This is a genomic window from Pseudomonas sp. NPDC098747 (assembly GCF_044760045.1).
Lineage (GTDB): Bacteria > Pseudomonadota > Gammaproteobacteria > Pseudomonadales > Pseudomonadaceae > Aquipseudomonas.
In genome coordinates, this window is sequence record NZ_JBIWAL010000086.1 from 1 (window position 1) to 14204 (window position 14204).

Below are 14204 nucleotides of genomic sequence, written 5' to 3' on the forward strand. Positions count from 1 at the left end.
CCCTCAACCAGATCTTCCGGTTTGCCAACGCCCATAAGGTAACGAGGTTTGTCAGCCGGCATCAGGCCCGGCAGATAATCGAGCACCTTGATCATTTCGTGCTTCGGCTCGCCCACCGACAGACCGCCAATGGCCAGGCCATCAAAGCCGATATTGTCGAGGCCTTCGAGCGAGCGCTTGCGCAGATCCTGGTGCATGCCGCCCTGGACGATGCCGAACAGTGCAGCGGTATTCTCGCCGTGAGCATTCTTCGAGCGCTGAGCCCAACGCAACGACAGTTCCATCGACACACGGGCGACGTCTTCGTCAGCCGGATACGGCGTGCATTCGTCAAAAATCATCACGACGTCGGAGCCCAGATCGCGCTGAACCTGCATCGATTCTTCCGGGCCCATGAACACTTTGGCGCCGTCGACCGGAGAGGCGAAGGTCACGCCCTCTTCCTTGATCTTGCGCATCGCGCCGAGGCTGAACACCTGGAAGCCACCGGAGTCGGTCAGGATCGGGCCCTTCCACTGCATGAAATCGTGCAGGTCGCCGTGCTCCTTGATCACTTGGGTGCCGGGACGCAGCCACAGGTGAAAGGTGTTGCCCAGGATCATTTCCGCGCCGGTGGCGACGATGTCACGCGGCAACATGCCCTTGACCGTGCCGTAAGTACCGACCGGCATGAAGGCCGGGGTCTCGACGGTGCCACGCGGGAAGGTCAGACGACCACGACGGGCCTTGCCATCGGTGGCAAGCAGCTCGAACGACATACGACAGGTGCGACTCATACTGTTTCCTCTGGGTCCGATTCACTAGGGGCAGTCGGCGCGGGATTTCGGGTGATGAACATCGCATCACCGTAGCTGAAAAAGCGGTAACCGTTATCGACGGCAGCCTTATAGGCGGCCATGGTTTCGGGGTAACCGGCGAAGGCTGAAACCAGCATCAACAGCGTGGATTCAGGCAAATGGAAATTGGTCACCAGGACATCGACCACATGGAACGGCCGGCCCGGGAAGATAAAGATATCGGTGTCGCCACTGAACGGCTTGAGCACGCCATCGCGCGCCGCACTCTCCAGCGAGCGCACGCTGGTGGTGCCCACAGCAATCACTCGACCACCGCGCGCACGACACGCGGCGACTGCATCGACCACGTCCTGGCCGACTTCCAGCCACTCAGTGTGCATGTGGTGATCTTCAAGCTTCTCGACGCGCACTGGCTGGAACGTACCAGCGCCAACGTGCAGCGTGACGAACGTGGTCTCGACGCCTTTGGCAGCAATCGCCTCCATCAGCGACTCATCGAAATGCAGCCCCGCCGTCGGCGCCGCCACCGCGCCCAGGCGCTCGGCGTACACCGTCTGATAACGCTCGCGATCCGAGCCTTCATCCGGGCGGTCTATATAAGGAGGCAACGGCATGTGCCCGACGCGATCAAGCAGCGGCAGCACTTCTTCGTCAAAGCCCAACTCGAACAACGCGTCGTGACGCGCAAGCATCTCGGCTTCGCCACCACCGTCGATAAGAATCTTCGAACCCGGCTTCGGCGACTTGCTGGAACGCACATGCGCCAGTACGCGATGCGTATCGAGCACCCGTTCGATGAGGATTTCCAGCTTGCCGCCGGACGCTTTCTGCCCGAACAGCCGCGCCGGAATCACCCGGGTATTGTTGAACACCATCAAATCGCCCGGGCGCAAATGCTCAAGCAAATCAGTGAATTGACGGTGTGCCAGGGCGCCGCTGACCCCATCCAGGGTCAGCAGGCGACTACCGCGACGCTCGGCCAAAGGGTGGCGGGCGATCAGCGAATCAGGGAGTTCGAAGGTAAAGTCAGCAACGCGCATGATGGGGTTCGTCTAGCAGGGGCCGAAAGTCTAGCGGAAATATCGAAAATTGACCATGAAACGTGATTGACCAACGGTAATCTCATCTCTATACTTCGCCGCCATTGAGCCCTGATGGCGGAATTGGTAGACGCGGCGGATTCAAAATCCGTTTTCGAAAGGAGTGGGAGTTCGAGTCTCCCTCGGGGCACCAAAATCAAGAAAGGTCTTGCTTAGGCAAGGCCTTTTTTTCGTCTGTAGAAAACCGGTAGCCTTCGGCTAGATGATTTTCAGATACAAGCAGCCTGGCCGCAACATGAGATCACGTCTCAAGGTTGGGCGCAGGCACGGCTTGACCACTCGCCCCAAACAACCGCTCAGCTATCTCCCGACCTCGCTCCAGGCCTTCATCCGTCAACCAGATCGACTTGCTCTTATTCACTGGATTACTGATGAATCCCTGTTCATGCAATCGGTTCATGATCTGGAAGTCGAAGCCTTTCCAGGCATTCCCGTCATCTGAACTTAAAGCTGCTAACAGGGCGAGCACGGCATCCTCCATCAGCTTGTCGTCGTATTCCATGGTCGTCACTCCGCTTGCGTTCAACATTTAACGTCGAGTTTGTGGGGGCACACCTCCGATTCCCATTCGACCGGGTCTATACCCGTAACGTTTATCGGACGGCGCTATTTAGTCTGCATCTCTCAACATCATCCTGCGTTCTCAGCACCGTATCGAGCCCCAGCCGATACCGGCAATAATCGATGATCATTTTTCGCTCCTCATCCGTTAGCCGTTCGACTTGCCTGACCTCCCCGTCGTTAGCGTGGATGTTGTAAAACCTCATCTGCAACGTCGGATGCTTTTTGATAAACAGGATGGTTTCAATATCACCGTCTTCAAGGGCCAGGTAGTAGCCGCCGTAGAGCATAACCCCCAACGCGAACGCCGCCCCGATCAGTAACTTTTTCATTCTCGCAGCGCCGATGCTGGCAACTGCCGAGCTTGGGGGTCGGTTGTTTGTGCGAATGGCTTTGCCATGCATGACTCCCTGTCAGCGATTTTAGCGATGGTGAATTTATCAGCCTTGCTCTGAATGCGATTCCGATACGTATAATCTCGCCCGCCCCCGGTTCGGCGTTGGCTGCACTCAGAACCCTCAACTTTTCACTCCGAAGGACATCGCAAAAGGCACCCCATGGAAACGTCACTGGAAACAGTCGCCCTCTTCTCCCTCAAGCTCGCTTACGAGGAAGAAGGCCTGAGCCCGATTTTGCGGGACGACATGGTCATGGGTGATTACCAGAAAGACATTTTCGAGTTGCTGGTGCGGCGGGGTGATGTCGAGACCATTCAGTTGAAGATGAACGAGTGTCTTGGTCTGGCAATGGACGCCTTGGGCGGTGTCGAGAAACCGCTGGGGCGGGAGCTGCACAAGCTGTCAGCCAATTTCAGCCAGGCGCAGTCGCTGGAGCAGCTCGATCAGCCGCTCCTCGCACTCAAGGGTTATTTGAAGGACATTCTGTAATCAGATACGCAATCTGAAGAAACAGCCCTTCGGATTACTTCCGCACTTTTACGACTCGAATGTCGACGGGAAACCCACCTGGCCCTTCCAGCGTCTTCCATCCCACGTATTGAAAAATCGCGTCCTGATCGATGGTCTCGCCCCTCTCCACCCTCTCTCCGCCGAGCACCGCGACCTCTTTATAGACGGCGCAGCTGCCCTCATCGGGATGGGCGGTGTAGATCACATAGGGTTTGACGTATCTCACGGAGCGCAAATGTCGGCCGCAACCCCAGTCGACCGTAATCATCAAGGTCTTCAGATACGCTTCGCCATCCGTTTCCGATTCCTCGGCCAGCTCGTTGAGCTTGCCGATTCCGCCGACGTCGCTAAAGCCCAGAGCGAGGGCGCGCTTGTATTCCGGAGACTTCTCGTGCTCGGCCTGAGCCTTGAAGTATTGCTGTTGAATCTCTTTGTCCTGGACGTCATGTTCCTTGTTCCAGATCACGGTCGCCTGGGCAATGACGTTTTCGCAACGGGCATAATCGGGAGAGGCAAGGCTTGCCTGGGCGAGGTGCTCCTGATGGACGAAAACAGTTTGCTTCAAGCTATCGACGCGGACCATCGCCGCCCTGGCAGTCATGGTCCCGTTTTGAACGTTGTTCACTACTTGCTGAAAACGCTCACAATCGGAGAGGTATTCCTTCCAGGCAACCTCCGGGGTTTCATCCCCATCGGCAAGCGCCGGGGTCATTACGATGGCGAGAAGGAACGCGCCGAGCAGGCGCGGGGCAGAAGAAACAATCGGCATGTGTAGTCCGTTACGTGTTTGAAGAAAGTGGCGCAAAGCTACTATTTTGATATCTTGCCGTCCACTCTCGCTGGAGGCCTGTCAACCGCCTCCGTTATCGAGCACTCGGGAATAAACCAATGGATGCTTTGTTGTGCTTGCTAGTGATGGCCGGAACCTGAGCGCGGTGTGTGGGTTTGCCGCCGGCATGGCGACCCTGCTGTTTCTTGCTGCGAATTATTTTCCCAACATGGGAACTGAGGCGTAATTGTTTTGCTATCTTGCCGCCCGCAAAGGCGGATCTACTTAGTGAGCTGACACGAATTAAAGAAAGGAAATGGATGGGATGGAAACATCGTTGATCGTGATGTTTTTGCTGGTCTGGGCAGGGATGTGGGTCTGGGTCGTCAAGAATCGTGGAAACTGGCCGGTAATCTTCGGCCACTTCGCCGGCCTGATTGCCGGGTTTATCGTGGCAGCCGTGGTGTTCGTTATCGTCGACGGACTTCTGCCCGAAAAATCTACCCCCGCGACATCCAGCGGCACTCAGCCGCAAATCGCGAACGAAAGCCAGCTCAGATCCTTTGTCCCACGCACTCCGGTCAGTCGTGCATCCGCTCCGACGTCGCCGTTGCTGCCAACCGACAGCCCGCGCTATCCACGGCTCTCTACACCGCTGCTTTCCGCCAGTCTCGATCCACAGTGGAAAAGCCAATACACGCAATGGCGAGCCAGCGCAGATATGGCCAACGGGGTCAACGGAAGCCTGGCGGGGCTGATCTGTCGGTCAGCGGCAAAATCCACGCTGCGCATTCCGGATTCCGCCTCCTTCGACGAGACTGAGGACTTTCGATTCGACCGCTACAAATCCCAGACCTACCTCGTCATGAGCAGGATTAGTGGCGAAAACATGGAAGGCACGATGGTCAGTCTCGGCTATGACTGCGCCGTGCAGTTCGTCTCCGGCAACGGGATCAAGGATGACCAATGGCGCCTGCTGGAGTTGACCATGCAAGGAAAATCAGGCCCTGCGGGTTCTGCCAACACGTCGCCCCGGGAAGCATTGCCCGAGTATGTCGCTGCTGCGCCTGCTGCTACGCCAGAACCGCTCAAGTCTGGCCTGGTGGAAAACTATCTCAATGAAATACCGATAACCCGTTCTGAACTGGCGACGGTTCAAGGGATGACGGCGCAACAGACTCTGGCTCATGCGCAGTTGCGAGAAGGGCTCATTGGCGGGGCGGACGCCAACAAAAGACTGATCGCGTTCCAGATGTGCGAGCCGTTTTTACGCAGCGTTCTGCGTCAGCCGGAACTGGCCCTGTTTGCCGACGACAAGGCTCTCTCGACTCAGCGTTACAAAGACCAGATCTATACCAGCACAAGTCTGATGAAGATCCAGGACGCTGCGCGAAACTATCTGACCTATCGTTACGAATGCACTCTGCAGGCTTTGCCAACCATGAACGAAGGTTTTGACGACTGGAAGTTGCTGGACCTGCGCTTCGAACTGACCGGTAGCTGATCAGCTCAATGAACCAGAAGCTCGACGCTTCTATTTTGTTATCTTGCTGCCCATTATTGCAGCGGGCTCGAAGCGTGCTGCCTTGAGCGTTTTTGCAGGTTTAAGGAAAGGATCAAATGGAGTTTCTGCGTTTTCTGGCGTTTTTCGCGGCTTGGGGTTTCATGTGGCGCTGGGTGGTGAAGAACCGCGGCAGCTGGAATGTGTTTTACAGCAACATCGTCGGCGCGGCCGGCGGTTTTATTGTTGCCATGGTGGTGTTGTCGATCACCCTATCGCTGTTCCCTTCGGCACTTACAAACGAAGCGGCGAAGACGGAAAACACTGTGACGCAAGAAGTCGAACCCACCTCGCTTTTGCCTGAGTCCGAAATGGTAGCGACACCCGCTGCGCTGAAAGACGCGCCGGTGTTTGCCGCCATCGAACCGGATGACAAGCCTTCGCCCGCCGATTCCGCCTTGCTGCCGAACTACGCCAGCCGAGCACCGAAGTCGATGGCGCTGCAAACCGTGCTGGACCAGAGTGACAATCAGGGACGAGAAGCCCTGGCAGCGCTGAGCAAAAAGTTTCGCAGTGACGCACAGGCCGACAAGTCGATGCTCGCGTATGTCATGTGCAGCCCGTTTGTGACCGGCACATTGCGCTATCCCGCCTCGGCCCGTTTTGCTGACAGCAAAACCCTCGTCAGCCATCGCTTCAAGGATCAGGTCTACACCTTCAGCAACACCGTCATCGCTCGCAACATGACTGGCGACGATGTCACCTACCGTTTCGATTGCTCCGTACAAGAACAGCCAAGAGTTGACGCGACGCCTGCCGAATGGCGTCTGCTGGGTCTGAAACTGCAAAAAGCCGACTCTTAAGCCTCGCTTAAGCGCTCAAGGCGCCGGCTGCGTTATCATCGCCGGCCGTGCGCCTTGAGTCTTGACCCCGGATGTCCCCAACACTTGATGATCTGACCCCGCTGCCACCTGTTCTGGCCGGCCCGCTGTTGCGACGGTTGGAGCCCAAGCGGCTGGTGCTGTGGCTGGTTGGCACGCGCCAACTGTCGCTGACTTTGCGCTTGCAAGGTGTAGGAGACATTCCTCTCGATGCCGAGAAATGCAGGGTCATTCCCGTAGGCACTCGCGCATTCGTTCATCTCATTGATGTCAGCCTCGAAAACGCCCTGCCCCTCGACGAGTTAGTCGATTACGACGTGTTGATTGATGGCGACGAGTGCATCGCCGATTGGGCGCCGCATCTGTTGTATGGCGACGCTACGTGTCCAAACTTCGTGGTGCGTTCGCGGATCGATCAGTTGCTCCACGGTTCTTGCCGTAAGCCGCATCATCCGGCGGTGGACGGTTTGCTTTGTGTCGATCAACTGCTGGCTGCTGAAAGCGACCCGCAACAGCGCCCGGCGCTGCTGATGATGAGTGGCGACCAGGTCTACGCCGATGACGTCGCCGGGCCGACGCTGCGGGCGATTCATGCCTTGATCGGACGCCTCGGCCTGTTCGACGAACACCTTGAAGGCGCCGTGGTCAGCGACAGCGCCAAGCTCTACGACCACCCGGCCAGTTACTACCATCGTGCGGATTTGTTACCCGCGCTTGAGAGCAACGAGACATTGCGCGAGCGATTTTTCGGCGGTGCACGTAAGCCGATTTTCACCAGCAGCAGTGCCGACAATCATCTGGTGACCTTTGCCGAAGTCATCGCGATGTATTTGCTGGTGTGGTCGCCGGTGGCATGGACGTTGATCAACCCGACGGCGCCAACGCTGACGCCCGAGCGCCTCAAGCGCTACACCCTCGAACAGACGCGTATCGATGCCTTCAAGGCAGGCTTGGGCAACGTCGCGCGGGCACTGGCGCATCTGCCGAGCCTGATGATTTTTGACGATCACGACATCACGGATGACTGGAATTTATCTGCGCAATGGGAGGAAACGGCCTACGGCCATCCGTTCTCCAAGCGCATCATCGGCAACGCGTTGATCGCTTACATGTTGTGCCAGGGCTGGGGTAATAACCCGGACGCCTTCAAGGATGTGCTGGTGAAGACTCAGCGTCTGATTGCCAGTGGCGATGACCATTACCTGGACAGTCCGGTGCAGGACGATCTGATCGATGAACTGCTGCGCTTTCAGCACTGGCATTTCGTGCTGCCAACCAGCCCGGCGCTGGTGGTCATCGACACCCGTACCCGACGCTGGCGCAGCGAAGTGGCGCTCAAGCAACCGTCAGGACTGCTCGATTGGGAAGCGTTGAGCGAACTGCAACAGGAGCTGCTCGATCACCCCTCGGCAATCATCGTTTCGCCCGCGCCGATCTTCGGCGTGAAGCTGATTGAAACCGTGCAAAAGATCTTCAGTTGGTGCGGTTTTCCGCTGCTGGTCGATGCCGAAAACTGGATGGCCCATCGGGGCGCCGCGCAGGTGATCCTGAACATTTTCCGACACTCGCGCACGCCAGGAAACTACGTGGTGCTGTCCGGCGATGTGCATTATTCCTTCGTCTACGAAGTACTTATCCGACACCGTAAGGCCGGCCCGAGAATCTGGCAGATCACCAGCAGCGGCATCAAGAACGAGTTTCCACCGACGCTACTGGAATGGTTCGACCGCCTCAACCGCTGGCTGTACTCGCCACGCTCGCCGCTCAACTGGCTGACCAAACGCCGACGCATGCGCATCGTCCCGTATACGCCGGAACACGCCGAGGCCGGTGAGCGCCTGTGGAATTCGGCGGGGATCGGTCAGGTATTTTTCAATGAACAGGGACAGCCGCGAGAGATCATTCAGCACAACTCGAACGGCGCGGCGAAGACGCGGATGCTGGCGCCGGATTTGGCGGATTATCCGGACTGATCTTATCTAGGCAACGTCATTTCGTGTGGGAGCGAGCTTGCTCGCGAAAGCAGCAGGTCAGTCGACATCCATTTTGAGTGATCCAACGCATTCGCGAGCAAGCTCGCTCCCACAGGGTTATCGGGTAGCCCTTAAATCGCGGTGATCGCCCGCGCAACACCTCTAACAATCATCCCCACCTCCCGCTCGTCAATCGTCAGCGGCGGCAGCAGCCGTATTGTCTTGCCGCGCGTGACGTTGATCAGCAGCCCATGATCCCTCGCCGCGATCAGTGTCAGATCCCGAATCGGCTGTTTCAGCTCGATGCCGATCATCAATCCTTGTCCGCGAATCGCCAGCACATTGGGGTTGTCCGCCAACTCTGCGCGTAACCGCGTCAGCAGGCGTTCACCCTGCACTTGGGCGTTCTCCAGCAGGCCTTGTTCTTCGATGATATCCAGCACAGTGCAGCCAACCCGACAGGCCAATGGGTTACCGCCAAACGTGCTGCCATGACTGCCGGGCGTGAACAGATCCGCCGCCCTGCCGCGTGCCAGACACGCGCCGATCGGCACGCCGTTGCCAAGTCCTTTGGCCAGCGTCATGACGTCCGGGACGATGCCTTCGTGCTGGAACGCAAACCACTGGCCTGTGCGGCCGATGCCGGTCTGGATCTCGTCAAGCATCAGCAGCCAGGCATGCCGGTTACAGATGTCGCGCAGGGCTTTCAGGTATCCGGGCGGCGCCAGTTGCACGCCGCTTTCACCCTGAATCGGTTCGACCAGAATCGCCACGATGCGCTCGCCGTGCTTGCGCTGAACCTGCTCCAGCGCGGCGAGGTCACCGAACGGCACTTTGACGAAATCACCCGGCAAATTATTGAAACCCAAACGCACCGCCGGCCCGTCGCTGGCGGACAGCGTGCCGAGCGTACGGCCATGGAACGCGTTGGCCATCACCACCACGAGCGGCTGTTCGATCCCTTTGCGCCAGCCGTAGAGCCGCGCCAGTTTTAGTGCAGTTTCATTGGCCTCGGCCCCGGAATTGTTGAAAAACGCGCGCTCCATCCCCGACAGTTCGGTCAACCGTTTTGCCAATTGCTGCTGCCAGTCGATGCTGTACAGGTTGGAGGTGTGCAACAGCAAACCGGCCTGCTCGCTGATCGCCGAGACGATCCGCGGGTGCGAGTGGCCGACGTTGGTCACGGCGACCCCAGCGACCGCGTCCAGATATTCGCGACCGGCCTGATCCCACAGACGTGTGCCCAGCCCCTTGATGAAGCTCAGGGCCAGCGGTTGATAGGTGTTCATCAGGGCGGCGGTCATGACTTCAAACTCCAGTGAAGGTCGGTGTGTTTGCAGTATGGTTAGCCACCAGAGCTGGATAAACTCGGCAAAACTTCAATCATTTATAAGCAGAGCTTGATAATGGACCTGTTCCAGTCGATGAACGTCTACGTCAAAGTCGTTGAAGCCGGAAGCATGACGGCGGCCGCGTTGCAGTGCGATATGTCGACGACGATGGTAGGAAATCATCTGCGCGCGCTGGAGCAACGGCTCGGCGTGCAATTGCTGCAACGCACTACCCGGCGTCAGCGGCTCACCGAATTCGGCAGCGTCTACTACCAGCGTTGCCTGGATGTGCTGGGGCTCGTGGCGGACTCCGAACGCCTCGCCGAACAGGCTCTCGATGAGCCGCGCGGTATCCTGCGCATTACCGCGCCGCTGACCTTCGGCGTTGAACGGCTGGCCCCGAAGCTCAGTGAGTACTCGCTGCAATGGCCGAAGGTCAAACTCGACGTGGTGCTGACCAACAGTCGCCCGGACTTGCTGGAAAGCGGCCTCGACGTCGCCTTTCGACTGGGCCACTTCGAGCAGTCCAACCTGATTGCCCGACCGCTGATTGATTACACCCTGACCGTATGCGCATCGCCGGAATATGTCGCACGACGCGGCATGCCGCTTACGCCGCAAGAATTGCAGCAGCATGACTGCCTGGCTTTCGCCTACCCCACTGGCGATGACTGGCAATCGGTAGAGAAACGCTGGCGCCTCAGCGGCCCTGACGGGGAGATCATGGTCGACGTCAGCGGCTCAATGCTGATCAACAGCTCCGCCGGCTTGCATCAGGCCGCACGCACCGGCATGGGCATCGTGATGCTGCCCGATGCATTGGTGGAACAGGATCTGCGCGACGGCAGACTGGTCACGGTGATCCCCGAATACCAACCGCCCAGTCGTCCTTTGCACCTGCTGTACGCCCCGGATCGGTATCGACTGCCCAAGCTTCGGCGTTTCGTCGAGTTTGCGATGCAGGCATGGGGAAGAAGCTGAGTGACGGGAAAAAACCTGTACCGTCAGCCCGTTGCTCCGTGACAACGTCGCCCCGCTCCCCTAAATTAGTCGACCTGAAAAAGCCCCGTGCTTGCTCATCTCCACTCAAGTTAAAAAGTAGTGAAATTTCAATGTCCGATTTCAACACCGCTGAATCCGTAGTCACCGAATCGTCCAAAGCGGAATACGAAAACTCCATCAATCTTTCACAACACCTGCCACAAGCCAAAATCATCAGCGAGATGGTCCTGGACGCGTTCCAGTCGACCCGCGAAAGCGACCAGATCCGCGAACTGCGCACCGCGATTCGCCAGGCTCACGACCGTTTCGATGACGACAAGGCCTACGAGCTGATGGGCGAACTCAAGAGCCTCAAGGATGCCGAGGCTGCCGACATCGCTGCCCTCGAAGACCTGAGCAGCAAGTTCTCGATCGGCCGCATTCTGTCCAGCTTCAAGGACGATCCAGCCTTTCAGGAAATCGTTTACGGCCTGGCGCTCAAAGTGCTGAATCAGACCCATCAGGCGATCAGCAATCCGAGTGGCGGCAAAAGCAAAGCTGCACGGGCGAAGAAAGAAGTCGAAATCTTCACCATCAGCAAGGATGGCAGCAGCGTGACCCTGCCACTGCGCACGCCACGCTCGCGCCTGAACGTTGACCGTGAAGCGCTGGAGTTCCTCGGTTTCACCTTCGTCGGTGAAGGTGAGGAAGCCGAAGTCGACGGCGAAACCTTTGTCGACAACGCCGGCGCCGAACACGCCGTGAATCGCAAGAACATCATCACCGCGCTGCAGCAGCAGACCGCGTTTGATGGCTACAGCATCGCCGCGCAGTAACGGCCACGCTGACGAAAAAGCCCCGCACTGAGTGATCAGGCGGGGCTTTTTGTTTTCGGCATGGGGTTGGCGTTTTGGCGTACATCGTCGCCCCTCACCCCAGCCCTCTCCCGAGGGAGAGGGAGCCGATTTGGGTTGCCTTCAAATTCGCAGTTCGGCGGGATATTTCAGGTCGGCATATATCCAGAGAACACCTCTGTCAGTCCCTCCTAGCCGATTGGTGCGCTTCTCATACCCGAGTTCGGCGGGATATCTCAGGTCGGCGTTTATCCAGAAAACACCTCAGTCAGTCCCCTCTCCCTCTGGGAGAGGGTTAGGGTGAGGGCAGGCGGTGAAATGACATTAAGCCGAAGGATGCAACGCCACAATCATGTCCACTTCAATCGCCGCATTCTTCGGCAACTGATAGACACCAACCGTGGTGCGTGTGTGCCGGCCAGCATCGCCGAGCACATGGCTGAACACATCCGACGCACCGTTGGCCACTTCGCTGAGGTCAACGAAATCAGGCGTGGACTTCACATATACCGTGACCCGTAACAACGCGCGGATCTTGTCCAGCGAACCGACCGCATCGACGATCAGCGCCAGACATCGCATTGCGCTGATGCTCGCAGCGGCTTGCGCATCCTCTAGCGTCAACTCCAGACCAACCCGACCGGGGTACTGAATCTTGCCATGAGTGCGCGGCACCATGCCGCTGATGTACAGCTCGTTGTGATGACGGATCAAAGGCGCGTAATTGCCGCCGGCGGTGTTCTCACCGTAGATGTCGTAATTCAGTTCTTGAGCCAGGGCAATGAAGCGTTCGTCGCAGGTCATCCTCTCAGTCATTTCGCCCAGCCTCTTTATCGATGCATGAAGAACAAGAACAGTTGAGCACCTGTGGAATGGCATGGCGCTATCACTGTCATGGTTGGATCCGAATCTAGGGGGTTTGCCGGGATACCGCAACCAGTCGTCTTGAACGACAAAGCCCCGATCTTCATCCGAAGCGCGGGGCTTTGTTGTTGAATGCCGACATACCTAAACGGCACCCAGTCGCTCGACCATGTCAGGGAATTTCTCCACCAACCGGATCAGCAGAGCTGCCTGAGCATTGGGTTTTGACTTTTCCTGCTCCCAATTCCTCAGCGTGCTCGCACTAGTCCTGATTCGCTTGGCAAAAACTGCCTGAGACATATGCAGCTTTTCCCGCAATGCGACGATTTCCTGAGCCCCCACCTCAGGAGCGGGCTTGTCCTCGACCGTCGTATTGCGCAGCGTAATTTTGCCTTCGCGTTGAGCCGCCATCTCATCAACGCCCTGCATCAACTCTGCAAACAGGTCGCGTTTTTTCATGGAGTACCTCGTGTTTTCAACTCTTTCTCAATGGCTTTCCTGAGCGCCTTCTCTTGCTCGGCGGTCAGATTCTCAAGCTCATCTTTGTCATAAATTGCGAACATCCAGAACTGGCTGTCATTCATAAGCCAATAATAGATAACCCGCAAGCCACCTCGACGGCCTTTACCGCGTCGAGCATCAGCCCAACGCAATTTCCGGAAGCCACCCGTTCGCGGCATCACATTGCCTGCCAGTGGATTGCTTTGGAGATGAGTCTGTAGCTCACGATACTCATCGTCCGTCAGGTAATGCCCAACGCTCGTAGTGAATATTGTGGTTTCAAAGAATAGGGTTCGCATGCGCAAACCATAATCAAGTTGATCATAGTAAGACTATCAACAAATCCCGCTTTTGATAAACATATAACCAACAAAAAACCCCGCACATCTCTCGATGGCGGGGTTTTTCTTGAAGCCTCGAAACCTTACGGCGCGTACGTCAGCAACAACTCGCCCGGCACCTTGAAGTCCAGGGACATCATGACGCTCAACGCAGTGATGGTGAAGATCGAGAACACGAACAGCTTGCGTGCCCAGACTGTGTCATCCACTGCCTTGTAACCGGTCCAGGCCATGTACAACCAGTACATGCCCATGGCGGCGGCGACGGCGAGGTAGCTCATGCCGGCGTAGCCGCTGAAGGTCAGCATCAAGGTCGCCACGAGGAACGCCAGGATGTAGAGCAGGATGTGCTTCTTGGCCACTTGAATCCCGCGCTTCACTGGCAGCACCGGAATCGATGCGGCCAGGTAATCGTTGAAGCGGAAGATCGCGATGGCGTAGGAATGCGGCATCTGCCACAGGCTGAACATCACCAGCAGAACCAGCGCGGCCATGTCGAAGCTATTGGTTACGGCGACGTAACCGATCACTGGCGGCATGGCGCCCGACAGACTGCCCACCAGCGTGCCGTGAACCGACTTGCGCTTGAGGTAGAGGCTGTAGAAGCCGACGTAGATCACGAAGCCGATTACCGCGAACAGAGCGGCCAACGGATTGGCCACCTTGTACAACAATGCAACGCCGAGAACACCAAGGATGGTCGCGTAGATCAGGGCCAGTTTCAGGGAGATCAAGCCCTGGACCAGCACCCGGTTCTTGGTGCGTTCCATCTTAAGGTCGATGTCGCGGTCGATGCAGTTGTTGAACACGCAACCGGAGGCTACAACCAGGGAGGTGCCGAT

Annotated in this window: 16 protein-coding genes and 1 tRNA gene; 7 read left to right on the forward strand and 10 right to left on the reverse strand. The window is 57.5% G+C overall.

Features of this window, described 5'->3' with window-relative positions; all coding sequences use genetic code 11:
* The coding region (gene tgt, locus ACIQVE_RS27730) for a tRNA guanosine(34) transglycosylase Tgt (protein ID WP_402814799.1) at positions 1 to 758 on the reverse strand (758 nt) is incomplete at its 3' end.
* A 14-nt stretch (positions 759 to 772) separates the two neighbouring features.
* Entirely contained in the window at positions 773 to 1837 is a 1065-nt protein-coding gene (gene queA / locus ACIQVE_RS27735; protein ID WP_402814761.1) for a tRNA preQ1(34) S-adenosylmethionine ribosyltransferase-isomerase QueA, read from the reverse strand.
* Positions 1838 to 1945: 108 nt separating this feature from the next.
* On the opposite strand from queA, the gene ACIQVE_RS27740 reads away from it, so the two are divergent.
* A tRNA-Leu gene (locus ACIQVE_RS27740) sits at positions 1946 to 2030 on the forward strand.
* Between the two features lie 108 nt (positions 2031 to 2138).
* Here ACIQVE_RS27740 and ACIQVE_RS27745 read toward each other — a convergent pair.
* Together ACIQVE_RS27745 and ACIQVE_RS27750 are read right to left on the reverse strand one after the other, a co-directional pair.
* Positions 2139 to 2399, reverse strand: a complete 261-nt coding sequence (locus ACIQVE_RS27745; RefSeq protein ID WP_402814764.1) for a DUF6429 family protein — start codon at positions 2397 to 2399, stop codon at positions 2139 to 2141.
* Positions 2400 to 2490: 91 nt separating this feature from the next.
* Entirely contained in the window at positions 2491 to 2790 is a 300-nt protein-coding gene (locus ACIQVE_RS27750; RefSeq protein ID WP_402814766.1) for a hypothetical protein, read from the reverse strand.
* A gap of 225 nt (positions 2791 to 3015) precedes the next feature.
* Between ACIQVE_RS27750 and ACIQVE_RS27755 the strand changes: the two genes are divergently transcribed.
* On the forward strand, positions 3016 to 3345 hold the full coding sequence (locus ACIQVE_RS27755; protein WP_402814769.1) for a hypothetical protein: 330 nt from the start codon (positions 3016 to 3018) through the stop codon (positions 3343 to 3345).
* Positions 3346 to 3379: 34 nt separating this feature from the next.
* Here the strand turns inward: ACIQVE_RS27755 and ACIQVE_RS27760 are convergent, their stop codons facing one another.
* On the reverse strand, positions 3380 to 4135 hold the full coding sequence (locus ACIQVE_RS27760; RefSeq protein ID WP_402814770.1) for a hypothetical protein: 756 nt from the start codon (positions 4133 to 4135) through the stop codon (positions 3380 to 3382).
* 325 nt (positions 4136 to 4460) lie between these two features.
* Here ACIQVE_RS27760 and ACIQVE_RS27765 point away from each other — a divergent pair, with 325 nt between their 5' ends.
* The 3 genes from ACIQVE_RS27765 (at position 4461) to ACIQVE_RS27775 (ending at position 8490) form a co-directional block, all read left to right on the forward strand.
* The gene (locus tag ACIQVE_RS27765) at positions 4461 to 5639 is read left to right on the forward strand and encodes a hypothetical protein (RefSeq protein WP_402814773.1); all 1179 of its coding nucleotides are present in this window, start codon (positions 4461 to 4463) and stop codon (positions 5637 to 5639) included.
* Positions 5640 to 5755: 116 nt separating this feature from the next.
* The gene (locus tag ACIQVE_RS27770) at positions 5756 to 6499 is read left to right on the forward strand and encodes a hypothetical protein (protein WP_402814776.1); all 744 of its coding nucleotides are present in this window, start codon (positions 5756 to 5758) and stop codon (positions 6497 to 6499) included.
* A gap of 71 nt (positions 6500 to 6570) precedes the next feature.
* The gene (locus ACIQVE_RS27775) at positions 6571 to 8490 is read left to right on the forward strand and encodes an alkaline phosphatase D family protein (protein ID WP_402814778.1); all 1920 of its coding nucleotides are present in this window, start codon (positions 6571 to 6573) and stop codon (positions 8488 to 8490) included.
* 131 nt (positions 8491 to 8621) lie between these two features.
* Here the strand turns inward: ACIQVE_RS27775 and ACIQVE_RS27780 are convergent, their stop codons facing one another.
* Complete coding sequence (locus ACIQVE_RS27780; protein WP_402814780.1) at positions 8622 to 9794, reverse strand: aspartate aminotransferase family protein; 1173 nt, start codon at positions 9792 to 9794, stop codon at positions 8622 to 8624.
* A 102-nt stretch (positions 9795 to 9896) separates the two neighbouring features.
* Here ACIQVE_RS27780 and ACIQVE_RS27785 point away from each other — a divergent pair, with 102 nt between their 5' ends.
* Entirely contained in the window at positions 9897 to 10802 is a 906-nt protein-coding gene (locus ACIQVE_RS27785) for a LysR family transcriptional regulator (RefSeq protein ID WP_402814782.1), read from the forward strand.
* 131 nt (positions 10803 to 10933) lie between these two features.
* Positions 10934 to 11638: a hypothetical protein gene (locus tag ACIQVE_RS27790; RefSeq protein ID WP_402814784.1), complete on the forward strand. Its 705-nt coding sequence runs from the start codon at positions 10934 to 10936 to the stop codon at positions 11636 to 11638.
* Between the two features lie 342 nt (positions 11639 to 11980).
* On the opposite strand, the gene ACIQVE_RS27795 is transcribed toward ACIQVE_RS27790, so the two are convergent.
* The 4 genes from ACIQVE_RS27795 to cyoE form a co-directional block, all read right to left on the reverse strand.
* A complete protein-coding gene (locus ACIQVE_RS27795; RefSeq protein WP_402814785.1) occupies positions 11981 to 12472 on the reverse strand; it encodes a RidA family protein in 492 nt (163 codons plus the stop codon).
* Between the two features lie 192 nt (positions 12473 to 12664).
* Complete coding sequence (locus tag ACIQVE_RS27800) at positions 12665 to 12979, reverse strand: helix-turn-helix domain-containing protein (protein ID WP_402814788.1); 315 nt, start codon at positions 12977 to 12979, stop codon at positions 12665 to 12667.
* The gene (locus ACIQVE_RS27805; protein ID WP_402814791.1) at positions 12976 to 13320 is read right to left on the reverse strand and encodes a toxin; all 345 of its coding nucleotides are present in this window, start codon (positions 13318 to 13320) and stop codon (positions 12976 to 12978) included. The genes ACIQVE_RS27800 and ACIQVE_RS27805 overlap by 4 nt, the downstream gene beginning before the upstream one ends.
* Before the next feature lie 125 nt (positions 13321 to 13445).
* Positions 13446 to 14204 (reverse strand): heme o synthase (gene cyoE, locus ACIQVE_RS27810; protein ID WP_402814794.1); only part of this gene is annotated, 759 nt, incomplete at its 5' end.

What these genes read in the sequence shown, in the direction of transcription:
- queA (WP_402814761.1), bottom strand. Translation starts at nt 1,837, where the DNA reads ATGCGCGTTGCTGACTTTACCTTCGAACTCCCTGATTCGCTGATCGCC.
- ACIQVE_RS27765 (WP_402814773.1), top strand. Translation starts at nt 4,461, where the DNA reads ATGGAAACATCGTTGATCGTGATGTTTTTGCTGGTCTGGGCAGGGATG.
- ACIQVE_RS27760 (WP_402814770.1), bottom strand. Translation starts at nt 4,135, where the DNA reads ATGCCGATTGTTTCTTCTGCCCCGCGCCTGCTCGGCGCGTTCCTTCTC.
- ACIQVE_RS27780 (WP_402814780.1), bottom strand. Translation starts at nt 9,794, where the DNA reads ATGACCGCCGCCCTGATGAACACCTATCAACCGCTGGCCCTGAGCTTC.
- ACIQVE_RS27770 (WP_402814776.1), top strand. Translation starts at nt 5,756, where the DNA reads ATGGAGTTTCTGCGTTTTCTGGCGTTTTTCGCGGCTTGGGGTTTCATG.
- ACIQVE_RS27795 (WP_402814785.1), bottom strand. Translation starts at nt 12,472, where the DNA reads ATGACTGAGAGGATGACCTGCGACGAACGCTTCATTGCCCTGGCTCAA.
- ACIQVE_RS27785 (WP_402814782.1), top strand. Translation starts at nt 9,897, where the DNA reads ATGGACCTGTTCCAGTCGATGAACGTCTACGTCAAAGTCGTTGAAGCC.
- ACIQVE_RS27755 (WP_402814769.1), top strand. Translation starts at nt 3,016, where the DNA reads ATGGAAACGTCACTGGAAACAGTCGCCCTCTTCTCCCTCAAGCTCGCT.
- ACIQVE_RS27750 (WP_402814766.1), bottom strand. Translation starts at nt 2,790, where the DNA reads ATGAAAAAGTTACTGATCGGGGCGGCGTTCGCGTTGGGGGTTATGCTC.
- ACIQVE_RS27775 (WP_402814778.1), top strand. Translation starts at nt 6,571, where the DNA reads ATGTCCCCAACACTTGATGATCTGACCCCGCTGCCACCTGTTCTGGCC.
- ACIQVE_RS27800 (WP_402814788.1), bottom strand. Translation starts at nt 12,979, where the DNA reads ATGAAAAAACGCGACCTGTTTGCAGAGTTGATGCAGGGCGTTGATGAG.
- ACIQVE_RS27745 (WP_402814764.1), bottom strand. Translation starts at nt 2,399, where the DNA reads ATGGAATACGACGACAAGCTGATGGAGGATGCCGTGCTCGCCCTGTTA.
- ACIQVE_RS27805 (WP_402814791.1), bottom strand. Translation starts at nt 13,320, where the DNA reads ATGCGAACCCTATTCTTTGAAACCACAATATTCACTACGAGCGTTGGG.
- ACIQVE_RS27790 (WP_402814784.1), top strand. Translation starts at nt 10,934, where the DNA reads ATGTCCGATTTCAACACCGCTGAATCCGTAGTCACCGAATCGTCCAAA.